This window comes from Gryllotalpicola kribbensis (genome assembly GCF_039538245.1).
Classification (GTDB): Bacteria; Actinomycetota; Actinomycetes; order Actinomycetales; family Microbacteriaceae; genus Gryllotalpicola; species Gryllotalpicola kribbensis.
In genome coordinates this window covers 382635-403930 of the sequence record NZ_BAABBX010000015.1, presented here as the reverse complement: position 1 = coordinate 403930, position 21296 = coordinate 382635, and the positions used below count along the sequence as shown (strand labels likewise).

Genomic DNA, 21296 nt, shown 5'->3' with positions numbered 1-21296 from the left:
GAGTTATGCTCACTCGCGTCTACTGGTCCCGACCCACCTGGGAGGCGCAGTGAGGATCGCACTCACAGCCAGCTCGTATGCGCCGCACATCGGCGGCGTGGAGGAGCACGTGCGCAACGTCGCGCGCGGCCTCGTCGCGCGCGGCCACGAGGTCGCGGTGTGGACGGTGGCGCGCGACGGGCGATTCCGGGTGCGCACGGTCGACGGCATCGAGGTGTGGGAGCTGCCCGCGCCGCTTCCGGAGCGGAGCGCGGCCGGCCTGGCCCGCTTCGCCGTGCGGATGCCCCGCGCCGCGCTGCTGTGGAGCAGAGCCGTGCGCGCGCTGCGCCCCGAGCTCATCCACGTGCACTGCTTCGGCCCGAACGGCACCTACGCCCGCGTGATCGCCCGGCTTGCCGGCATCCCCCTCGTCCTGTCCTCCCACGGCGAGACGCTCGCCGACGACGCGAGCGTCTTCACCTCCTCGCGCTTCGCGGCGGCGAGCCTGCGGCGCGGCCTCGCGGCGGCATCCCACGTCACCGGCTGCTCGCAACTCGCGCTCGACGACCTCGTCGCGCGCTTCGGCCTCGCGCCGGGTCGGGGCACCGTCGTGTTCAACGGCATCGACCTCGATGAACCGGTCGGGGCGCCGCCGGCCGGCACGGGGGAGCGGTACATCGCGGCGGTCGGGCGTGCTCAGCGGCTCAAGGGCTTCGACCTGCTCGTGGACGCCTTCGCCCGGGCCGAGCTGCCACGGGACGTGCAGCTCGTGATCGGCGGCGGCGGCCCCGCGCTCGAGCAGCTGCGCATGCAGGCCGAGCGGCTCGGCGTCGGCGACCGGGTGCACCTGCCGGGCTGGCTCGACCGCCCGGCGGTCGGCGCCTTGCGTCGCGGCGCCAGCGTCGGCGTGGTGCCGAGCCGCACGGAGCCCTTCGGCATCGCGGCGCTCGAGGTGTGGCGTGCGGGCAGCCCGCTGATCGCGACGACGCGAGGCGGCACCGTCGAATTCGTGCGCGACGGCGACGATGGGCTGCTCGTGGACCCCGAGGACACGGAGGCGCTCGCGGCGGCGCTCGCCGCGCTGATCGACGACGAGGAGCGCGCCGCGCGGCTCGCCGCCGCGGGCAGCGCCCGGGTGCGCGCCTTCACCTGGGAGCGCGTCGTCGACGCGTACGAGCGGATCTACCGCGGAATCGGAGAGTGACATGACCACCGGCCCCCTCGCCAGCGCCGCGGTGCTGATCGCGACCTACAACAGGCCCGACCACCTGCGCACCTGCCTCGACCACCTCGACCGGCAGACCGTCGCACCGGCGCAGATCATCGTGGTCGACTCGTCGCCGGACGACCGCTCGGCCGAGGTGGTCAGGCGGCACGGCGGTATCACGTACCTGCGCAACGCGCTCGGTCGCGGCCACACCGCCACGTCGCGGCGCATGGGCGTCGCCGCCGTTGTGGACGCCGACGTGATCGCGTTCATCGACGACGACGCCTACGCGGAGCCCGACTGGCTGGCCGAGCTGCTGCGGCGCTACGACGACCCGCGCGTGGGCGGGGTCGGCGGGCGCGCGGCGAACGGCCAGCCGGATGAGGAGGCGATCGGCTGGGACGCGATCGGAAGCTTCCGCGCCGACGGCACCCTGACGGGCAACTTCGCCGCAGACCCCGGCGAGGACGTCGACGTCGACCACCTGCTCGGGGCCAACATGTCCCTGCGCCTGTCCGCGGTGCACGAGGCGGGCGGAATCGAGGACTTCTACCCGGGCACCTGCCTGCGCGAGGAGAGCGAGATCGCCCTGCGCTTGCGCAGCGCCGGCTACCGGCTGATCTACACGCCGGCCGCCCTGGTCGAGCACGTGGCCGGGCCGTATGCCCGGGGCCGGCGGTTCGACGCGCGCTATGCGTACTTCGGCCAGCGCAACCACCTCGTGCTGCTCGCGCGGGTGGTCGGCGCGCGTGACCCGCGCTTCCGCCGCTATCTCGGCGTCGCGGCGCGTCAGCTGGGCGCCGATCTCGCCTACGCGGGCCGCGCGCTCGGCCGCGGGCGCCTCTCGGGGCCGGAGTCGATCGCAAGCGGGCTCGGGCGCGGCCTGACGCGGGCGGCGAGCACGGGCGCCGGGCTGTGCGTCGGGCTGGCTCTCGTGATGGCCGGGCGGATTCCTCGCGCACCCCGCGTCGTGAGGGCGGGTGCCGCGGTGCCGGTCGCGTGAGGTGCTCGTGCCCCGGACGTGGGGGCGGCGGGCGGCGCTCTCGCGAGTAGCCTCGAAGGACCCGAAGTGAAAGATCCTCACCTGCCATGAGCGACTCCTCCCCCCTGAGCGACCCGAACGCCCCCCGCGTCGTCATCGTGAACAACAGCCGCGAGACGTTCACCTCCGACCGCAGCGGTGCGATCGCGACCTGCGTGTGGGAGCTCTGCCGCGCCGCGGAGCGCCGCGGGCAGGCGCCCGAAGTCGTGACGCGGGTCGGCGAGGGCTCGGTCTACCCCTGGCCGCACCTGTTCGCCGTACCCGAGTCGAGCGCCTCGCCTGGGCGGGCGGGGCGCGTCGCCGAGGCGGCATCCGGCGCCATGGGCTGGGCACGGCCCGCCCAGCGGCAGTATGCGAGCCACGTGCTGCGTCGCCTGCGCGAGGTGCGCCCGGAACTCGTCATCGTGAACAACGACCCCGAACTGGCCGCGTATCTCTCCGCTGCGCTCGGCGAGGTGCGCGTGCTGCACTGGTACCACAACCTCGAGACGACGGGCTGGCGCTTCCGGCGGCGCATCGTGCTCGACCGGCGCATCGCGCTGGCGGCGGTGAGCGACTACCTGGCCCGCGCCGTCGAGGGAGTCTACGGCCTCGCGCCGCACCGCGTCAGCACCGCGCGCAACGGCGTCGACCTCGAGCGCTTCATCGAGAAGAACTCCTTCGCGCCGCTGCCGACGATCGGCTTCGTCGGCAGAGTCGCGATCGAGAAGGGCGTCGACACCCTGCTGCGCGCCTGCCGCATTCTCGCCGAGCGCGGGCGGGCGTTCGGCGTGCAGATCGTGGGCGACACGAACTGGGGATTCTCCGACGGGAACCCCTACGGCCGCGAGGTGGCCCGGCTCGCCGACGAGCTCGCCGAGCGCGGCGTGCCCATCCGCCGGCTCGGGCACGTCGCGCGGGCTCAGATCCCGGCGGCGATCGCCGAGTCGGACGTCCACGTGGTGCCATCGCGCTGGGACGACCCCGCGCCGCTGACCGTGCTCGAGGGCATGGCGACCGGGGTGCCCGTCGTCGCGTCGGCGAGCGGCGGCATTCCCGAGCTCGTCTGGGGCGCCGGCCGCCTCGTGCCGCGCGAGAACGCCGAGGCGCTGGCCGACGTGCTGGACGAGCTCGTGCAGGACGCCGAGCTGCGCCGGGAGCTCGGGGAAGAGGCCAGAAGGCGCGCCGCGACGTTCACCTGGGACGAGACCTGGGCGCAACTGGTCGGGGCCGGGCTGCGATGACGCCTGCGGCGACCGACCCACCGTTCGTCTTTGTGCTGCCAGAGGCCGAGCGCTACGGGGCAGACGGCGGCGCGATCGCGACCGTCACCCACGAGCTCGTGCTGGCGCTGGCGGATGCCGGCGACGGCAGCGTTGTCGTGAGCCCCCGCTCGGCGGGCCTGCCATATGCGGGCGGCGAGGTCGTGACCCTCGCGCGCAGCGGCGACCCGGCCTCGCGCGTGCACGGCGCCGCGCGCCGGGTGCTCGCGAAGCTCGCCCCGCGGCGCTTCGGAGCACGCTCGCGCTACCTCGCCGAGGTCGAGCGGGTGCTGGCACGGCGGCAGAGCCGCTGCATCGTCGCGGCCAACGACCCGGCGCTCGCGACGCGGCTCGCGGCCGACGGCCGCACCGTCGTGCTCTGGCTGCACAACTACCTTCAGGGGGCGGAGGCCGACGCGCTGCGGCGCGTTCCGCCGTCGGTGCGCATGGTGGCCGTCAGCGAGTCGGTGCGGCGATGGACCGTGGACGAGCTCGGCATCGCAGCCGGCCAGGTCGTCACGATTCCGAACGCCGTCAACCACGAGCTGTTCCACGCGCGTGGGCGGGCGCCGCGGCCCGATCGCCCGCTTGAGGTGGTCTGCCACGGCAGGGTCGACCCGAACAAAGGCCAGGTGCTCGCCGTGCGCGCCGTCGCCCGCGCGCGCGAGCTGGGAGCCGAGGTGCGGCTGACGATCATCGGCGGGGCGCTCTCGTTCGGGCATCCCGGTGGCGCTCAGCAGCAGTACGAGCGCGAGCTGCACGCGCTCGCGGACCGGACCGGCGCGGTGCTGGCCGGGCGGGTGCCCGCCGACCGCGTGGCGCAGCGCCTGCGCGAGTTCGACGCGGCGCTCGTGCTGCCGCTCGTGCCCGAGCCGTTCGGCCTCGTCGCGGTCGAGGCGATGGCGTCGGGCTGTGCGGTGATCACGACCGGGCTCGGCGGCCTCGCCGACGTCGTGGGCGGGGCCGCTCTGGTCGTGGCACCCGAGGTCGAGGCCGTGGCGGCGGCGCTCGTGCGCCTCGTCGGCGACGAGGGCCTGTGCCGCGAGCTGAGCGTGCGCGGCGTCGCGCGCGCGGCGACGTTCTCGTGGCGGAACGCCGCCGGTGCCCTGGCCGCCCTAGTGGCCGGTGACGAACGGGCCGCAGCCCTCTCCGCGGTGCCGGGTCACGCCCTCTCGTGACGGCGCGCGAGCTCGTCGAGCGCGGCGGTGACCGCGTTCGGCGGTGCTGACGGCAGCTTCCGGGCGAACGGCGCCCCCGACGCCGCGATCGCCGCGAGGTCCTCGACGGCGAGGTCGAGCTGGCTGCGATGGAACGCGTGCCAGGGGGCGAACGATGTGAGGCCGGCGCGCACCGAGAGCCCCGGCGCGGCGTTCACGACGGACGGGATGAAGGCCTCGTCGGGAATGAGCGTGCGCCGGAAGTGCCGCACGATGCGCGGATCCGCGCCGAGCACGGCGTCGACGGCGCGCGGGCCGAGCGTCAGCCACTGGGCGCCCTTGTGGACCCGCAGCGGCGGGTCGAGTCGCGAGCGGCCGAGGCTCACGGCGACGCCCCGGTCGTAGAAGTCCATCATCGCGAGACCGCGGGGGCGCCGCGTCGCGAACGGCTCGATGCGCCGCACGATCGCACGCAGCACGCGGTTGAGGAAGGGGAACGGCGCCGGGGGGACGATCAGCCAGGAATCCCGGTACCTGCGCACCTCGTCCTCGCGCAGCGGAACCGCGCTCTCGCCCGCCGCCCTGCGGTCGACCACCGGCGAGGACGCGATGAGCGCGTCGCCGCCCGCCTCGTCGAGCTCGCGCTCCCACTCCGCGAGATCGCGCGCCGGCCAGTCGTCGCCCGAGATGAGGGCGCTCCAGCGCGGCTGGAACTCGCGCCGGGCCACCGCGAGCATGCGCAGGGATGCCTCGACGAGAGACCACCGCCCCCACCCGCCCCGCACGGGGTTCGGCACCACCGCCGCCGTCGGGGGCAGCACGCCGGCGGGGAACGGCCCTGATCGGGCATCCCAGTGGACGACGATCCGCGACTGCGGGCTGAGGTGCGTGATGCGCTGCGCGAGCGCCGCGACCTGGTGCGGCCGGCGGTGCGCGAGGATCAGGTAGGCGACACGGCCCCCCGGTGGCTCGTCTGCCGTCATCGCGCGCCCACGTCAGATGACGTCCGCGAACTCGCGCTCGTGGCTCTGGAAGTAGAGCACGCCGACGAAGGCGACGAGAAGCGCGAGCACGATCGAGCCGGCGATCTGCCACAGCGGCGGTGCGCCGACGCCGAGCAGCGACCAGCGGAACTCGTTGAGGTACCAGGTGAGGGGGTTCGCCTCGAACAGCCACCGCAGCCGCTCGGGCACCGACGAGACGGCGTAGGCGACCGGGCTCGCGTAGAGCAGGATCTGCAGGAGCCAGGGCAGGACGTAGCCGACGTCGCGGTACTTGACCGTCAGGGCAGAGGCGGCCATGCCGACGCCGAGGCCGAGGAGCGCGAACAGCAGCGCCCACAGCGGCAGCAGCAGAACCGCCCAGCCGGGGTTCACCTGGTAGAAGAACAGCAGCCCGACGCCGACGCAGAGGCCGACGGCGAAGTCGAGCACGCAACTCGCCGCGGTCGAGATCGGCACGAGGAGCCGGGGGAAGAACACCTTCGCGACCAGCGCCTGATTGGCCAGCAGCGAGCCCGCGGACCGGGTGAGCACGCCGTTGAACAGGTTCCATGAGAGCGTGCCGACGAAGGTGAACAGGAAGAACGGCAGCCCGTCGCTGGACAGCTTGGCGACGGAGCCGAAGATCAGCGAGAACACGCCGGCCGACATCACCGGCTGGATGATCACCCATGCGACGCCGAGGACGGTCTGCCGGTAGCGCACGATGATGTCGCGCTGCGCGAGCCGGACCACGACGTCGCGCGCACGCCACAGATCGGCCGAGCGCGGCAGGTTGAGCCGCCCCGGCGGCTCGATCAGGGTCGTCTGGGTCATCGTGCACCTGCCTCGTACTGGAAATCGGCGAAGACGAGCCCCTTGTCCATGCCGTCGCTCGCGGCGAGCGCGGCGTAGCGCAGCTGGGGCAGCACCTCGAAGCGGGCCGCGGCGTCCCAGGCATCCTGAACGCCCCCCGCCTGGCAGGCGAAGAGGTCAACGCTGTAGGTGCCGGGCTTGAGCCACAGGTTCTTGACGATCAGGCGGCCGCGCTGGGCCCGGTCGGCCGAATAGGTCATGCCGTTGAGGCGCGAGTCGCACTGCGCGATGATCGTGCCGCCCTCGTCGACGATGTGCGCCGAGACCCAGTACGGATTGACGCCGAGCGGCCTCGCGGCCGGCGGAACCCTGAAGCCGATCTCGAAGTCGTCGCCAGAGGCGAGCTGCTCGGTGCCCATCCACACCTGCTCGAAGCGGATGTCGCCGAGGCCTTGGCGGTTCTCGGGGTCCTCTTGCATCGCCGCGTAGTGCGCGAAGCTGCTCGAGTAGGCCTGCAGCGTGGAGTCCACGGAGCCGTGATGCACCAGGCGCCCGCGCTCGAGCAGGATCGCCGAGGTGCACAGGGTCTTCACGGTGTGCAGCATGTGACTGACGTAGAGAACGGTCCGGCCCTGGGTGGCCGCCTCGCGCATCTTGTCGAGCGACTTCCGCTGGAACTCCGCGTCGCCGACCGCGAGCACCTCGTCGATCGCGAGGATCTCGGTCTCGAGGTGCGCCGCGACCGCGAAGGCGAGCCGCACGTACATGCCGGAGGAGTAGCGCTTGACGGGGGTGTCGAGGAACTTCTCCATGCCCGAGAAGTCGACGATCGCGTCGAACTGGCGGGTGATCTCGGCCTTGTTCATGCCGAGCAGTGCGCCGTTGAGGTAAATGTTCTCGCGCCCGGTCAGCTCGGGGTGGAACCCGGTGCCGACCTCGAGCAGGCTGCCCATGCGACCCCGGAACTCGAGCTTCCCCCGCGTCGGCGCGGTGACCCTGGTGAGGATCTTGAGAAGCGTCGACTTGCCGGCGCCGTTGCGGCCGACGATGCCGAGCGCCTCGCCGTGGGGGATCTCGAAGCTGATGTCGTCGAGCGCCTCGAATCGGCCGGTGTCGGTTCGACGCTCGCCGCCGCGCAGGCGCGTCAGCACGGACTCGGCGAGCGTCGACGGCCGGGGCTGCGTCGTGCCCAGGCGGTATGTCTTGCCGAGGTGCTCCGCTCTGACCGCAAAGTCCTTCTGTAGCACGCGGTTTCCTAACGTGTCGGCCGCCGGGAGCGGCGCGGGTCGGGCTCCATCGAGTGAGGAATACTCAAAAGTATTGGCGGGCGAGGGCGGTGGCGCACTCACCAATCCGGGGGGCGAGCCGCGCCGGCATCCATCGGCGAGCGTGAGCAACGCTCAGTTTAGCTCGACCGCGACCCGTCGTCGCGCCCCGGAACGAGGGGCTCAAGGCGCGCGCGCCGCACGGCTAGCATCGTCGCGTGCCCCCGGACCCCGAGCCGCCTGCCGTCAGCGTCGTCATCGCGACGAATCGCTCGGGGCCGTACCTCGCCGAGGCGATCGCCTCGGTCCTCGCGCAGACCGCGCCCGCGCACGAGCTCATCGTGGTCGATGACGGCTCGCCGCAGCCCGCGCTCGTCGACGAGGCCGTCGCCGGAGTGCCCGGTGCGCGCGTGATCCATCAGGGGCCGCGCGGGGTCAGCGTCGCCCGGAACGTCGGCGCTGCCGGGGCGCACGGGAACTACCTCGCCTTCCTCGACGACGACGACCGCTGGCACCCGACGCGGCTTGAGGCCCAGCTCGCCGCCTTCGGGGCCGCGCCGGACGCCGTCGCGGGGTACTGCGGCCTGCAGACCATCGACGCGACGGGCGAGCGGGTGCTGGCCCCCGCCGACCAGACCGCCGTCGGCTCGCACCTCGACGTGGCGCGGCGCGTCACCGGCATCCTGGCCCCCAACCTGCTGATCAGGCGATCGGCGTTCGATGCAGTGGGCGGATTCCACTCGCAGATCCGCTTCGCCGAAGATCTCGACCTCGTCCTGCGGCTCGCCGAGCTCGGCCCCTTCGCCTTCGCCCCCGGCGCGCTCGTCGACTACCGCCTCACCGGCAGCAACACGACCGCGAGGCACCGCGAGCTCGCGCAGGGGATCGACCGGGTCCTCCGCCTGCACCTCGCCGCGGCCGACGAGCGCCATGACGGCGAGCTCGCGGCGGCGCTGCGCGCGAGCCTCGCCGCGAACGAGCGCTACGTCTGGTGGGCGTCGCTGCGGGCCGCGCGCGCGGCCGCCGCGCAGCGGCGCCCGGCACGAGCCGTCGGCGAGGTGCTGTGGGCGGCCCGCTCGGCGCCGCTCGGCCCCGTCCGCGGCGTGGTGCACCGGCTCGAGGCAGGGCTCGGCGCGCGGTGGGGCCCGCGCCGCGGCTAGAAGACGCGGCGGATCAGCTCGGCGAGCGGCGCGCTGTGCGGCTGCGCCATGGCGCGGCACAGCTCGACCACGTCGGCGTCGGGCGGAAGGTCGAGGTACGCGTCACCGGGGGCCGCGCCGAGTTCCTCCGGGCCGAGTCGCGGAAACAGCTCGATCGGCCCGGCGGGAACCGTGCCGGTCGCCCGCGGCGGGCGGCGCTCGAGACGAGCGGCCAGCCGCTCGAGCAGCGGGGCGCCCGAACGCGCCGGCGCGAGGTGCGCCGTCGGTGTCGCCCGAGGGTTGAGCTCGATCAGCGACGCGGTCGTGCCGTCGGGGCTGACGATGAAGTCCAACCCGAAGAGGCCCGAGAGGCCGAGCTCGCGCGCGAGCGCCTCGGCGGCGAAGTCCATGTCGGGGTGGCTGACCGGCTCGACCACCGTCGCGGGGCCGTTGCCCGGGCGCGAGCTGATGGCGCGGAATCCGACCGCACCGATCACCTCACCCCGCCACGCGGCGACCGTCAGCGTCATCTGCGTGCCCGCCACGTATCGCTGGATGCTGACCGGCGATGCCTGCCGCCGCAGAGCGGGCCCCAGATAGCTGGGGTCGTGGTCGAGCACCTGCCGGCCGATGCTCTCGGCGATCCGGGGCGGGGCGGCCAGCCGGTGGAATGCCGCCTCGGCTTCTGCCGGGTCGCGCACGAGCGCCACCGACATGCCTGCGCAGCTGCCGTCGGTCTTCAGCACCGCCGGGAAGCCGACCCGCTCTGCCGCCGGGCCCAGCGCCGCGACGTCGGGCACCGGAAGCGTGAGCGGCGCGACGACCCCGGCGGTGAGGGCGACGCCGCCGATCGCCGCGCGTGAATGGCGGATGCCGAAGCTGCGCGGATCACCGAGGGAGCGCTCGACGACCCTGCGCCCGCGGGCGTCCAGCAGCCCGCGGCGGTGAGCCTCGAAGACCGCGGCCGCGGCCACGTCGTCGGTCGGGACGACCAGGTCGTATTCGCGCTCGGCGAGGGCGCGCGCGATCGATCGCGCCGGCCACAGCGCGGCCAGGTCCCCCGCGGTCCGCAGCCAGGGCAGCGACGCGATCGGATGCTTGCGCGGGCCGAGCAGGTGCGGTGCGAAGCCCGCTTCGCGCGCGGCCAGCGCCAGGCGGCAGACGTTCAGCCATCGGTGACCGCTGACGAGCAGAAGGTCGCCCGTGCCGGGTGGGTCGCCGGTCACGCCGCCACCAGCTCTCGCCGCCTCGAGGCGTGCCGGGCGAGCCCCGAGGCCACGCGCGGCGCCGCGAACTCGGTGCCGACCACGAAGCGCAGCAGCGGGCCGAAGCTGCCGGCGGCCGCCGCGCCGACGAAGAACAGCCCAGGGGCCGAGGACTCGAAGTGCCGGTTCAGCTCGGGCATCTCGCCGACGCGGGCGAGGCCGCGGGCGAGGCGCTGGTCGAGGAACGGGATGCGGTCGAGGCTCGCCTGGTAGCCCGTCGCGCAGATCACGTGGTCGAACTCGCGCCACTCGTGCTCGCCGTCTGGCCCGCTCAGTTCGAGCGCGATGGACGCCTCGCCGCGGCGGGCGCCGTGCAGCGTGACGCCGGTGCGCACCTCGGCTCCGGCCATCACGGTCTCGCGCAGCCACCACGGCGAGACCGGGCCCAGGTGATTGCGGACGATGCGCAGGCGCAGCTCGGGCGGCAGGGCGCGGAAGACGTCGGGAGCGTCCTCGCACAGCTTGTTGCGCCAGCCCGGGCCGAGGCCCGTCGACGGGTTGCGCAGGCGCTCGGCCCAGCTCGGGCGCTGAGCGTCGGGGTCGGGCGCCGCCCAGAACGGAATGCTGCCCCGCCGGGCGAGCAGGGCGGACTGGGCGCCGGCGTCGACCAGCGCCGCTGTCACTTCGACCGCGGAAGAGCCGGCGCCGACCACGGCGACCCGGGCGCCGGCGAAGCGGTCGAAGGTGCGGTGATCACCCGAGTGGCTCACGCGGTCGCTCAGCCCGGCGAGCACGGCCGGCGTGTGGGCGAAGTGGGTGATGCCGACTGCAACGACGACGCGGCGAGCCGTCTGGCGCTCGCCGTCCTCGAGCACCAGCTCGTAGCCGTCCGACGTCGGCGTGAGCAGCGTCACCATGCGCTCGTCCAGATCCGGCACGAGTTCGTCGCGGAATGCGAGGCCGTAGTCGCAGAAGCGCGCGAGGGGAACGCGCGGTTCGCGATCGCCGTAGGGCGCCCCGACGCGGGCGCTGTACTCGCCGAGCGTCCAGCCCGGAACGCCCGCGGTCAGGCTGGAGGCGAAGGGGTCCGACTTGAGGAGCATGTCGGCGGGCATCCGCTCGCGCCAGGTCGCCATCGGCGGCCCGAAGGTGCGGGCATCCGCACCGCGCTGGGCGAGCTGCGCTGCGACCGAGAGTCCATACGGACCCGCGCCGATGACGGCGATGTCACTATGCATGGGAACAAGTGAGGATTACTCTGGGTGAATCCGACAGTCCCTCCAAGGGGGGTATGAGGGATTCTCAGTTCTCCGGATACGGTGACGGCATCACGCTTCCCGACCGAGAGGCCCCATTCCATGGCTTCGGACAGCACCGCGTCCCCGACCTGCCGCCTGTGCGGCGCCGACCTGACCGAGACCTTCGTCGACCTCGGCATGTCGCCGCCCTGCGAGGACTTCCTGACGGCGGACCGGCTCGACGCGGCCGAGAAGTTCTACCCGTTGCACGTGCGCATCTGCACCGACTGCCTGCTCGTGCAGCTGCCCGCCTACGTCGACCCCGAGGACGTCTTCGTCGAGTACGCCTACTTCTCGAGCTTCTCCGACAGCTGGGTGAGCCACGCCAAGCGCTACGCCGATGCCATGATCGAGAAGCTCGGCCTTGGCCCGGACAGCCTGGTGACCGAGGCCGCCAGCAACGACGGCTATCTGCTGCAGCACTTCCGCGCGGCAGGCATCCCCGTTCTCGGCATCGAGCCGGCGGCCAACATCGGCGTCGTGGCGCGCGAGCGCGGCATCCGCACGGAATCGGTGTTCCTCGGCGAGCGGACGGGCAGCGAGCTGGCGGCCCGCTACGGGCGCGCCGACCTGGTCGCGGCGAACAACGTGTACGCCCACATTCCCGATCTGGTCGACTTCACCAAGGGCCTGCGCGCCCTCGTCAAGGACGACGGCTGGGTGACGATCGAGGTGCAGTACCTGCGCCGGCTGATCGAGCGCAACCAGTACGACACGATCTACCACGAGCACTTCCAGTACTACACGGCGCTCACGATCTCGCGGGCGCTGCGCACGGGCGGCCTCGAACTGGTCGACATCGAGGAGCTCCCGACCCACGGCGGCTCGATCCGCGCCTACGCGCGGCCCCGCGAGGTCGCGGGAACACCGAGCGACGCCGTCGTGCGCCTTCTCGCCGAAGAGGCCGAGGCCGGCCTCGACACCGTGTTCGGGCACGCGGGCTTCGCCTACTCCGTCTCGCGCATCCGCAACGACGTGCTCGACTTCCTCATCACCGCCGCGCGCGAGGGCAAGACGGTCGCGGGCTACGGGGCACCCGGCAAGGGCAACACGCTGCTCAACCACTGCGGTGTGCGCGCCGACCTGCTGCAGTACACGGTCGACCGCAACCCCTACAAGCACGGCCGCTACCTGCCCGGCACGCACATCCCCGTCTTCGCGCCCGAGCGGCTCGCCGAGACGAAGCCCGACTACGTCTTCGTCCTGCCTTGGAACCTGCGCGCCGAGCTGAGCGAGCAGCTCGCCTACGTCGCCGAGTGGGGCGGCAAGCTCGTCTTCCCCATCCCCTCGCTCGAGATCGTCGACCCGGCCGCTGCGCCAGTCGCCGCCTACTGAAAGAAGACGCCATGCGTGTACTCGTCACCGGCAGCGAGGGCTACCTCGGCACCGTCATGACGCAGGTGCTGCGGAACGCCGGGCACGACGTGGTCGGGCTCGACACCGGCTTCTTCGCCGACTGCGTGCTCGGCCCGGCGCCGGACGACCCGCCGACCATTCGGGCAGACATCCGCGACATCACGCCAGATCACCTCGTCGACGTCGACGCGGTCGCGCACCTCGCCGCGCTCTCGAACGACCCGCTCGGCAACCTCGCCCCGCAGCTCACCTATGACATCAACCACCTGGCCAGCGTGCGGCTCGCCCGCGCGGCGAAGGAAGCCGGCGTGCGCCGCTTCCTGTATGCGTCCACCTGCAGCGTGTACGGCACCTCGGGCGGCGACGTGCTCGTCGATGAGGACGCCCCGCTCGCGCCCGTCACGCCGTATGCCGAGAGCAAGGTGCGCGTCGAAGCCGATCTGGATGCCCTCGCCGACGCCGACTTCGAGCCGGTGTACCTGCGCAACGCCACCGCCTTCGGCTTTTCGCCGCGGCTGCGCGGCGACATCGTGCTCAACGACCTCGTCGCCTCTGCCTACCTGACGGGCACCGTGCTGGTGCTGTCGGACGGCACGCCGTGGCGCCCCTTGGCTCACGCACAGGACATCGCCGCAGCCTTCCTCGCGTGCCTCACCGCGCCCGCGGAATCCGTCTCCAACCAGGCGTTCAACGTCGGCCTCAGCGCGAACAACCTGCGCGTGAGCGACATCGCCGCGATCGTGGCAGACGTCGTCCCCGGCTCTGAGGTGAGGATCACGGGCGAGGCGGGCAACGACCCGCGCTCGTACCGGGTCGACTTCAGCAAGATCGCCCGCCTCGTGCCGGAGTTCGAGGCGAGCTGGACCATTCGGCGCGGCGCGGCAGAGCTGTTCCAGAAGTACGCGGAGTACGGGCTTGCGGAGGACGTCTACCGCGCGAAGTTCAAGCGGCTGCCCTGGCTCGCCGGCCTGCAGCGCGAGGGGCGGCTCAGCGACGACATGCGGTGGACGACCGTCAATGCGTGAGCGGCTCGACCTCGCGGGGCACGGGGTCCACGATGACCCACCTGGCGCCGGATTCCTCGACGCCGGGCAGCGCCGCGCGCACTTCGGGCAGCAGGTCCGAGACGAAGAGCAGAACGCGGTCGGGGCGCCGCTCGAGCAGCTCGTCGGGGCTGACGATGGGAATTCGCGTCACGGGCATCGCCCGGCCGTGCTTGGCGCTCGACGCGTCGGCGATGACGGCGACGTCCTCGCGGGTGGCGCCGGCGGAGGTCAGCAGCGCCACGGCGCGCGAGGCGGCGCTGTATCCTGCGACGCGCAGACCCTGGGCGCGGGCGCCGTCGAGATACTCGCGCACGGCGGCAACGGCGCCGTCGTGCGCGGAACCGAGCGCACTCACGCGCACGGGGTCCAGCATGCCGGCAGCCGTCTCGGCCTCGATCAGCGCGGTGACGCTCGCCGCCTGCCCGCCCCAGCGGCTGCCCGCGCGGGCGAAGGCGAGCATGGTGGTTCCGTTGTTGTAGAGCGGGTACGACCAGCCGCCGATCGCGACCAGTCCGAGCTCGCGCGCCATCTCGACCAGCACGGGCGTCGTGTAATACGCGAAGTGGCCGTTGCGCAGCGCGTTCCACATGCCGCCCTGCACGATCGCGGTCGCATTGAAGATCACCATGAGCAGCACGCCGTCGGCGGCGAGGTGATGCACGCGCTCGATGAGCGCCGCCTTCTGGTCGGCGTCGTGCATCATTCCGTGCACGTCGACGAGCAGCTCGGCTTCCCCGTCTGCCACCTCGACGAGGCCGAACGGTGCGAGCTGGGTGCGCCAGCTGCCGCCGTGCGGGCTCGAGTAGTGCAGCACGCGGCCAGCCGGCACGATGAGGCCGGCGGCCGCGGCATCCGCCACGCTCGCCTCGGCCTGACGCACGAGGGCCGCCGGCTCGACGCCCATGACCTCCTCGGCGGCGGTGGCGTCCTCTTCGAGCTGCAGCAGGCCGCTCGACGCGGCCATGACCATGCGCGTCGGGTAGCGGGGGTCGGGCGTCGGCTCGTCGATGCGCGGGAAGTAGTCGGACGCCGGCTGCTCGCCGAGATCGAGCACCACCACCCCGTCGGGGTCGCCGGACCAGCGGTCGCGCCAGCCGGGCGCAGGGCGGGATTCGGGCTCCACACCACACACCGTAAGGCATGCCGTGCCACGGCACGCCCCCCACGAAAAGGAGCGATGCCATGAAGGTCGTTCTGTTCTGCGGCGGTCTGGGAATGCGCATCCGCGCTGACAACCAGTCCGCCCCCAAGCCCATGACGATGGTCGGCGAGCGGCCGATCCTGTGGCACATCATGCGCTGGTACGCGTGCCACGGCCACACCGAGTTCATTCTGTGCCTCGGCTACGGCGCGGCCGCGGTCAAGAACTACTTCCTCGACTACCGAGAGGAGGTCTCGAACGACTTCGTACTCTCGAACGGCGGCGCAGACGTCGAGTTGCTGAGCTCGGACTTCTCTGACTGGAGGATCACCTTCGTCGACACCGGCCTCAACACCCCGATCGGCGAGCGGCTGCGGCGCGTGCGGCCGTACCTCGAGGGCGACGAGGTCTTCCTCGCCAACTACGGCGATGTCGTGACGGATGCCCCCATGAACGAGTTCATCGCCGAGCTGCCCGCCGACCACGTGGGCAGCCTCGTCGCGGTGCAGCCGACGGACTCGTTCCACGTGCTCGGCTTCGGGCCCGACGGCGGCATGACCGGCCTCGAGCCCGTCGCGGGCATGGACATGTGGATCAACGGCGGCTACTTCGTTCTGCGCCAGGGCATCTTCGACTACCTGAACCCCGGCGAAGACCTCGTCGGCAACGCCGTCGTGCGCGCGGCCGCCGACGGCCGCTTCACGGCCAACAAGTACACGGGATTCTGGGCCGCGATGGACACCTTGAAGGAGCGGGCCGTGCTCGAGGAGCTGCATGCGAGCGGGCACGCGCCGTGGGAGCTCTGGCGTCGCAACGAGCCGCTGCCGTCTCTCGTCGAGCCGCTGCCCAGGGTGCTGAATCTGTGACCGCTCTCGCGCTTCCCGACGGCCCCCTCGTCGTTCTCGCGCTCGGGGCGCACCCCGATGACATCGAGATCGGGTGCGGCGGAACACTCCTCGCGCTGCGCGAGCGCGGCGACGTCGACCTGCGCACGCTGGTGCTCACGGGCACGGAGGACCGGCTCGCGGAAGGCGCGGCGGCGGCCGCCGCGTTCGGGGCATCCGCTCGCCCTGTCTTCGCGGGCCTGCCGGACGCGCGCCTGCCCGAGCACTGGGGCGCCGTGAAGGAGGCACTGCATCGCTTCCGCGACGCGCAGCCGCACCCCGACCTCGTGCTCGTGCCCCGGGCCGACGATGCGCACCAGGACCACCGGCTGCTCGGCAGCCTGGCGCCGACCGTGTGGCGCGGGCCGCTGGTGCTCCACTACGAGATCCCGAAGTGGGACGGCGACCTGGGCCGGCCGAACGTCTATGTGCCGCTGCCGCCGTCGCTCGTGGACCGCAAGGTCGAGCTGCTCAACGCCTCGTTCCCGAGCCAGCACGACCGCGACTGGTGGGACGACGAGTTCTTCCGCAGCATCCTGCGCCTGCGCGGGGCGGAGGTGCCCACGCGCTACGCGGAGGCGTTCTACACGGCGAAGCTGGCGATCGAGCTGTGCTGAGCCGTCCGCGGGGATCGGAACGACGCATGAAGCGAGAAATACGGGTCTCGCTGCTCGGGGAATACGGGGTGCGGAACTACGGCAATGAGGCATCCCTCGCCCATACGCTGCGCATCGTTCAGTCCGTCGAACACGCGAGACCGACCGTGATCTGCCATGAGCCGGCCGTGGTGACCGCAATGCATGGCGTGCCGGCGTGGCCCTTCGTCGCCCGCCACCCGCACTCCTGGGGCACCAGGCTCATCTACAAGTTCCAGGACTTTCTGCGTGCGGGGGCCCAGGTGGCGCGCAGCGACGTGATCATCGTCCCGGGAAGCGGTGTGTTCGATCTGGAGTGGGCAGGCCCGGGCGAGGTGCCGCTGATCATGTTCACCTATAGCTTCTGGGCCGCCGTGCTGCGGCGCCCCTTCCTTGTCTTGAGCGTCGGTGCCGACGGGCGCGGTGCCGGTATCGGCGCCGCATTGGCGCGGTTCGCCGTACGACGCGCGTCCGTGCTCACCGCACGAGACGACGCCTCGGCGGCGGTCCTGTCCGGGCAGCGATCCTCGCCGGTGCAGAGCATTGCCGATGGCGTGTTCGGTGACGAATTTCCGGGGGCCTCCGAGCCGTCGGCCGACCGCGACGCGCTCGTCGTCGGGCTCGGACTGTTCGACTACTACGGGGTCAACGGGCGACGCAGCCCCGATAGGGCACAGCGAGAGCGATTCATCTCGCGGCTCGCCGAGATCGCACGCGGGCTCACGGAACGCTCGGCAGAGGTCGTGCTGTTGCGAGGCGAGGACTCCGACCAGAGCGTCATCGACGAGCTGCTCGAGTCGCTCGGCGCTGACGTGACTGTGCGTGTCGCGGACGCTCGCACGGAAGCCGAGCTCGTGCGGGAGATCCAGCGGATGGACGTGCTGGCGGCGTGCCGGTACCACAACCTCATCGCCGGCGCCCTGCAGCGCACCCCGATGATCGGCATCGGGTGGTTGAAGCACAAGTCGCTCGTGGCACAACTCGGGCGGCCCGATTGCTACTTCGACATCGGCGACTTCGAGCCCGCTGACGTGCTCGCCCGTATCGATCGCGATCTGACGGCCGAGCCGGTCGATCGCGAGGAGCTCGACGCGCGTGTTCGCGACCTCACGTCGCGCACGCGTGCACAGGATGCCTGGCTGGTGCGCATCCTCGACCGTCGAGCGCTGTCGCGCCGCGGCCTTCGGCGGCAGTTCGTTCCCCTGCCCCAGGCCGCCGATGGGCGAGTCGGCGCGCGCGCTCGGTGAGCGAGTGGGCTGAGCCCAGGGTCAACCCCTTGATGCCTCGGATGCCCGCACAGAATCCGACCAGCGGTCGACGCCGTAGCGACCGTGCAGGAGCCGCACCGCGTTGCGTTTGAGATCCCAGGGCAACAGGCGCCACTGCGGCAACGACCACGAGGTGAGGATCGCGAGCGCCGCCCGCCAGCGCTCGCTCGCGAGCCCAGGGCCTCGTAGCGCCGCTAGGTACATCGCCCGGGCGAGCTCCCATTGCGGGAACGCGAACGACACGGTCCGCTCGGGTTGGAACATGCGCACCTGCTCGATCGGGTCGCCTGCCTGCATGTTGGTGGTCTGCTCGCCGTGCACTCGCTCGGCGTACAGCACTCTCGGCACCGGCGCCCAGGGGCCCGACATCGCCATGCGGATTCCGAGGGGGAAGTCGCCGCCGAAGAGTCGCGGCAGGCCCCCGAAGCGGCGCAGGCGCTCGGTCCGGAAGACCCCGCCCCAGCCGACCGCCTGGAACACCTCGCGCGTGAAGAACGTCCGCACGCGCTCATGCGCCGGAACGTCGAAGTCGAGCCGCTCGTCGTTCCGGCTGCCGATGGTCGCTCCCGTCTCGTTGATCCTCTCGACCCGAGAGAACGCGACGACCGCGTCCGGCCGGTCGCGCAGGGCATCGACGCAGCTGCGCAGATGATCGGGTCTCGCGAGGTCGTCCGAGGCGTTCCACATGAAGTACTCGCCGGAGGCGGCCGCCAGCGTGCGGTTCCAGTTGTCGGCGAACCCGAGCCGGGGCGTGTGCGGCAGCACGACGAAGCGCGCGTCGCGGGCGGCGAACGCCTCGGCGATCTCGCGGGTGCGGTCGACGGAGGCGTTGTCCGAGATGAGGATCTCGATGTCGTCGAGCGTCTGCGCGGCCAGCGCCTCGAGCGTCTGCTCGAGGTACTTCTCCCCGTTCAGAACGGGGACTCCCACGCTCACGAGTGGCATGCCAGCCAATCTACCGGGCAATGAGGCATCCTCATTCCTCCTGTTTGGGGGGACGTGGAGTATCCCTCACTTTTCTAAACTGATGATCGCTCAACAACGCGGATGCTCCCCGAGTCCGCGCCCCAACCCGAAGAGGCCCCGGAATGTCGATCGTCGCGACCCGCGTGCGCATGGGCGATGCCCTGTCCGCAGCGCGTCGGCGCGTTCCGGCCGTGGCGGGCGTCACCGCGGTCGCCGCCGTCGCCGGGGGGCTCGGGCTGGCGGCCGCCGGCCTCGGCCCGTGGTCGCTCGCCGGCGCCGCGGTGATCCTGCTCATCGGCCTCGCCGCGGTCGATCTCGCCCTGATCCCGGTGCTGGCGATGCCCGCCACGCTGGCCACCATGCGCGCCGGCGGGGTGCTCTCGTTCGCGGACCTCGTGCTCGCTGCGGCATCCGTCGCCGCCCTGATCAAGCTGCGCGGGCGCGGCGGCGTCGCGCTGCAGCCGCTGATCTGGGCCGGCCTCGCATACCTCGTCGTGATCCTGCCGACGCTCATCCTCAACCGGTTCTCGGCCAACTACATCGAGTGGGCGCACGAGCTGTTCCTCGTGATCGGCAGCCTCGTCGTCGGCTTCGTCATCGCCCGCGAGGGCCGGGCCAAGGCCGCGTTCGGTCTCTACGGCCTCGCCTGCTCGGCGATCGGTGTCGCCGCCGGTGTCATCGCCCTGCAGAGCTTCGCGTCGACCGGTGCGTTCCAGGCCGTCTATCTCGGCGATCTGCACAAGAACACCATCGGCGGCATGCTCGCCGCCGCGCTCGTCATCGCGTATGCGCGGCCGCGGTGGCTCGACTGGCCCGGCTGGTTCTCGAACCTCGTTCTGCTGTGCTCGGGCATCGGCGTCGCCGCCTCGCAGTCGCGGCAGGGCATGGTCGGCGCACTCGTCGGGGTGTTCATCGTCAGCCTGCGCTCGCCGGCGATCGGGCGGTGGGCGCGCCGGGCGATCTGGGCGGCGGGCGTTCCCATCGTGTTCCTCGTCTGGCAGCAGGTCAGCTCGCAGCTCGCGTCGGGCAACCAGTTCAACTCCGCCTACCAGCGCCTCGCCTGGTACGCGCAGTCGATCGACGTCTGGCACAGCTCGCCGATCTTCGGCGTCGGCCTGCGGTGGTGGTACACGAGCATCTTCGGCGTGAGCTTCCAGCCGCCGAACGCCGAGCTCGAGGTGCTCACCTGCGTCGGTGTCGTCGGCCTGCTGGGCTTCTTCGCCATGTTCGCGGGGTCCAGCTGGGTCCTGCTGCGCATCGACCCGATGTACGGCACCGTCGGCGCCGCGGTCGTGCTCGCCCGCTTCACGCAGGCGCAGTTCGACCTCTACTGGGTGGCCGGTCAGGCGTCACTGCTGTGGATCGTCGCCGGCGCCTGCATCGGCGCGATGGTGCGGGATGCGGCGGAGAGGCCCGAGCTCGCCCTGGCGGCCCCGGCACCCGCGCCGCTGCCCTCGCGCGCGAACCCCTCTCGCCCGAATCCCCCTCGCCCCAATCGGGGTGCGCTGCGATGAGCCGCCTCGACCACGTCATCCACGCCATCACGCCCGGCGACCACTTCTCGCCGCGCACGGGCTCCGCGATCCCGACGGTGGTGCACGGCCTCGCGGGCGCCGCTGCGCAGGATCGCCGCGAGCCCGGCTACCGGCACTCGGTGGCGCTGGGGGCGGGCACCTGGCACCCCCGCTACGACTCGGCGGCCGTGATCGAATTTGACGAGGTCGCGCCGCCGACACGCGCCGGCCGGCTGCTCGACGTGGCCCGCGGCCGCGTCGGCCTGCCTCGGGCAGCCGCCGCCCGCTACTTCGCGCCCCAGGCGGCCGCGATCCGCGCGCAGAGCCCGTCGATCGTGCTCGCCCACAACGCACCCGCGCTGCTGCCCCTGCTCGCAGGCTCGCGCCACCGCGTCGTCCTCTACGCCCACAACAACCTCTTCGGCACGATGACGCCCGGTGAGACGGCGCGCACCCTGCGCAGCGCGGCCGCCGTCGTGAGCGTGAGCGACGCGCTCGCCGCTGAATTGAGAGAGCGGATGCCCGCCCCGATGCACCCGCTCGTGCACGTGGTCGGCAACGGCGTCGACACCCGGCAGTTCCGCCCGGGCGAGCGCGAGGCGGGCGAGCGGCTGCGCGTGCTGTTCGTCGGCAGGATGATTCCCGAGAAGGGCGCCGACGTGCTGCTCGACGCCGTCGCGCTGCTCGACCGGAACGACCTCGAGGTGCTGATCGTCGGCAGCCACGGCTTCGACGCGGGCGCCGCCCTCACGCCGTTCGAGCGCGGCCTGCGGGCGCGTGCCGCCGCAGTGACGACACCCGTGCGCTTCCTGCCGTTCGAGCCCCGCACGGCGCTGCCCGCTCTGCTGCGCTCGGCCGACCTGCTCGTGGTGCCGTCGCGGTGGGCCGAGCCGTGGGCGCTGACCGTCGGCGAGGGCCTCGCGAGCGGGCTGCCCGTCGTGGCCGCGCGCGCCGGCGGCATCCCCGACGCGCTCGCCGGCGCAGGCATCCTCGTCGAGTGCGAGGACGCGCCCGCGCTCGCCGCGGCGATCGCCCGCCTCGCCGACGACGCCGAGCTGCGCCGCACGATGGGCGCCGGCGCGCGGGCCCGCGCCGTCGAACGGGACTGGTCGTGGTCATGGGCGCAGCTGCGCGACGTGCTGGACGGATTGGACTGA

General features: G+C 72.4%; 19 protein-coding genes. 12 read left to right on the top strand and 7 right to left on the bottom strand.

Annotated elements, in window-relative coordinates; genetic code table 11:
• Positions 1 to 49 precede the first annotated feature (49 nt).
• The 4 genes from ABD716_RS11385 (at position 50) to ABD716_RS11370 (ending at position 4647) form a co-directional block, all read left to right on the top strand.
• Positions 50 to 1183 (top strand): glycosyltransferase family 4 protein, encoded by a 1134-nt coding sequence (locus ABD716_RS11385; protein ID WP_344776908.1) that lies wholly within the window; start codon positions 50 to 52, stop codon positions 1181 to 1183.
• 1 nt (position 1184) lies between these two features.
• On the top strand, positions 1185 to 2189 hold the full coding sequence (locus tag ABD716_RS11380) for a glycosyltransferase family 2 protein (protein ID WP_344776906.1): 1005 nt from the start codon (positions 1185 to 1187) through the stop codon (positions 2187 to 2189).
• A gap of 86 nt (positions 2190 to 2275) precedes the next feature.
• Positions 2276 to 3451, top strand: coding sequence for a glycosyltransferase family 4 protein (locus tag ABD716_RS11375; protein ID WP_344776904.1), 1176 nt, complete (start codon positions 2276 to 2278; stop codon positions 3449 to 3451).
• Positions 3452 to 3483: 32 nt separating this feature from the next.
• Positions 3484 to 4647, top strand: a complete 1164-nt coding sequence (locus ABD716_RS11370) for a glycosyltransferase family 4 protein (protein ID WP_344776902.1) — start codon at positions 3484 to 3486, stop codon at positions 4645 to 4647.
• Here ABD716_RS11370 and ABD716_RS11365 read toward each other — a convergent pair.
• From ABD716_RS11365 to ABD716_RS11355, 3 genes are read right to left on the bottom strand one after another with little or no spacing between them, the layout of a single operon-like run.
• Positions 4632 to 5609: a beta-1,6-N-acetylglucosaminyltransferase gene (locus ABD716_RS11365; protein WP_344776900.1), complete on the bottom strand. Its 978-nt coding sequence runs from the start codon at positions 5607 to 5609 to the stop codon at positions 4632 to 4634. The genes ABD716_RS11370 and ABD716_RS11365 overlap by 16 nt on opposite strands.
• A gap of 12 nt (positions 5610 to 5621) precedes the next feature.
• Positions 5622 to 6443, bottom strand: coding sequence for an ABC transporter permease (locus ABD716_RS11360; protein WP_344776898.1), 822 nt, complete (start codon positions 6441 to 6443; stop codon positions 5622 to 5624).
• Positions 6440 to 7669 carry an ABC transporter ATP-binding protein gene (locus ABD716_RS11355; RefSeq protein ID WP_344776896.1) on the bottom strand — a complete coding sequence of 410 codons (1230 nt, stop codon included), beginning with the start codon at positions 7667 to 7669 and terminating at the stop codon, positions 6440 to 6442. The genes ABD716_RS11360 and ABD716_RS11355 overlap by 4 nt, the downstream gene beginning before the upstream one ends.
• Positions 7670 to 7905: 236 nt before the next feature.
• Here ABD716_RS11355 and ABD716_RS11350 point away from each other — a divergent pair, with 236 nt between their 5' ends.
• Entirely contained in the window at positions 7906 to 8847 is a 942-nt protein-coding gene (locus ABD716_RS11350) for a glycosyltransferase family 2 protein (RefSeq protein WP_344776894.1), read from the top strand.
• Here ABD716_RS11350 and ABD716_RS11345 read toward each other — a convergent pair.
• Positions 8844 to 10052, bottom strand: coding sequence for a hypothetical protein (locus ABD716_RS11345; protein WP_344776892.1), 1209 nt, complete (start codon positions 10050 to 10052; stop codon positions 8844 to 8846). The two genes, ABD716_RS11350 and ABD716_RS11345, sit on opposite strands and share 4 nt — an antisense overlap.
• Entirely contained in the window at positions 10049 to 11269 is a 1221-nt protein-coding gene (locus ABD716_RS11340; protein WP_344776890.1) for an NAD(P)-binding domain-containing protein, read from the bottom strand. The genes ABD716_RS11345 and ABD716_RS11340 overlap by 4 nt, the downstream gene beginning before the upstream one ends.
• A 120-nt stretch (positions 11270 to 11389) precedes the next feature.
• Here ABD716_RS11340 and ABD716_RS11335 point away from each other — a divergent pair, with 120 nt between their 5' ends.
• Together ABD716_RS11335 and ABD716_RS11330 are read left to right on the top strand one after the other, a co-directional pair.
• Positions 11390 to 12664, top strand: coding sequence for a methyltransferase domain-containing protein (locus ABD716_RS11335; RefSeq protein ID WP_344776889.1), 1275 nt, complete (start codon positions 11390 to 11392; stop codon positions 12662 to 12664).
• 11 nt (positions 12665 to 12675) lie between these two features.
• Positions 12676 to 13710, top strand: coding sequence for an NAD-dependent epimerase/dehydratase family protein (locus ABD716_RS11330; protein ID WP_344776887.1), 1035 nt, complete (start codon positions 12676 to 12678; stop codon positions 13708 to 13710).
• Here ABD716_RS11330 and ABD716_RS11325 read toward each other — a convergent pair.
• The gene (locus ABD716_RS11325) at positions 13700 to 14854 is read right to left on the bottom strand and encodes a transferase (RefSeq protein WP_344776885.1); all 1155 of its coding nucleotides are present in this window, start codon (positions 14852 to 14854) and stop codon (positions 13700 to 13702) included. The genes ABD716_RS11330 and ABD716_RS11325 overlap by 11 nt on opposite strands.
• Positions 14855 to 14913: 59 nt before the next feature.
• On the opposite strand from ABD716_RS11325, the gene ABD716_RS11320 reads away from it, so the two are divergent.
• The 3 genes from ABD716_RS11320 to ABD716_RS11310 are packed head-to-tail and all read left to right on the top strand — an operon-like array spanning position 14914 to position 17638.
• Positions 14914 to 15738, top strand: a complete 825-nt coding sequence (locus ABD716_RS11320; protein ID WP_344776883.1) for a glycosyltransferase family protein — start codon at positions 14914 to 14916, stop codon at positions 15736 to 15738.
• The gene (locus ABD716_RS11315) at positions 15735 to 16373 is read left to right on the top strand and encodes a PIG-L deacetylase family protein (protein WP_344776881.1); all 639 of its coding nucleotides are present in this window, start codon (positions 15735 to 15737) and stop codon (positions 16371 to 16373) included. Before ABD716_RS11320 ends, ABD716_RS11315 begins: the two co-directional genes overlap by 4 nt.
• Positions 16374 to 16399: 26 nt before the next feature.
• Positions 16400 to 17638, top strand: coding sequence for a polysaccharide pyruvyl transferase family protein (locus ABD716_RS11310; protein ID WP_344776879.1), 1239 nt, complete (start codon positions 16400 to 16402; stop codon positions 17636 to 17638).
• Between the two features lie 21 nt (positions 17639 to 17659).
• On the opposite strand, the gene ABD716_RS11305 is transcribed toward ABD716_RS11310, so the two are convergent.
• Positions 17660 to 18604 carry a glycosyltransferase family 2 protein gene (locus ABD716_RS11305; protein WP_344776876.1) on the bottom strand — a complete coding sequence of 315 codons (945 nt, stop codon included), beginning with the start codon at positions 18602 to 18604 and terminating at the stop codon, positions 17660 to 17662.
• Positions 18605 to 18747: 143 nt separating this feature from the next.
• Between ABD716_RS11305 and ABD716_RS11300 the strand changes: the two genes are divergently transcribed.
• The gene (locus ABD716_RS11300; RefSeq protein ID WP_344776874.1) at positions 18748 to 20139 is read left to right on the top strand and encodes an O-antigen ligase family protein; all 1392 of its coding nucleotides are present in this window, start codon (positions 18748 to 18750) and stop codon (positions 20137 to 20139) included.
• On the top strand, positions 20136 to 21296 hold the full coding sequence (locus ABD716_RS11295) for a glycosyltransferase family 4 protein (protein WP_344776872.1): 1161 nt from the start codon (positions 20136 to 20138) through the stop codon (positions 21294 to 21296). Before ABD716_RS11300 ends, ABD716_RS11295 begins: the two co-directional genes overlap by 4 nt.

Bases quoted from the DNA above. Each gene is read 5' to 3' on its own strand.
- ABD716_RS11365 (WP_344776900.1), bottom strand. From the start codon at position 5,609: ATGACGGCAGACGAGCCACCGGGGGGCCGTGTCGCCTACCTGATCCTC.
- ABD716_RS11375 (WP_344776904.1), top strand. From the start codon at position 2,276: ATGAGCGACTCCTCCCCCCTGAGCGACCCGAACGCCCCCCGCGTCGTC.
- ABD716_RS11320 (WP_344776883.1), top strand. From the start codon at position 14,914: ATGAAGGTCGTTCTGTTCTGCGGCGGTCTGGGAATGCGCATCCGCGCT.
- ABD716_RS11380 (WP_344776906.1), top strand. From the start codon at position 1,185: ATGACCACCGGCCCCCTCGCCAGCGCCGCGGTGCTGATCGCGACCTAC.
- ABD716_RS11305 (WP_344776876.1), bottom strand. From the start codon at position 18,604: ATGCCACTCGTGAGCGTGGGAGTCCCCGTTCTGAACGGGGAGAAGTAC.
- ABD716_RS11340 (WP_344776890.1), bottom strand. From the start codon at position 11,269: ATGCATAGTGACATCGCCGTCATCGGCGCGGGTCCGTATGGACTCTCG.
- ABD716_RS11300 (WP_344776874.1), top strand. From the start codon at position 18,748: ATGTCGATCGTCGCGACCCGCGTGCGCATGGGCGATGCCCTGTCCGCA.
- ABD716_RS11360 (WP_344776898.1), bottom strand. From the start codon at position 6,443: ATGACCCAGACGACCCTGATCGAGCCGCCGGGGCGGCTCAACCTGCCG.
- ABD716_RS11310 (WP_344776879.1), top strand. From the start codon at position 16,400: ATGAAGCGAGAAATACGGGTCTCGCTGCTCGGGGAATACGGGGTGCGG.
- ABD716_RS11335 (WP_344776889.1), top strand. From the start codon at position 11,390: ATGGCTTCGGACAGCACCGCGTCCCCGACCTGCCGCCTGTGCGGCGCC.
- ABD716_RS11295 (WP_344776872.1), top strand. From the start codon at position 20,136: ATGAGCCGCCTCGACCACGTCATCCACGCCATCACGCCCGGCGACCAC.
- ABD716_RS11330 (WP_344776887.1), top strand. From the start codon at position 12,676: ATGCGTGTACTCGTCACCGGCAGCGAGGGCTACCTCGGCACCGTCATG.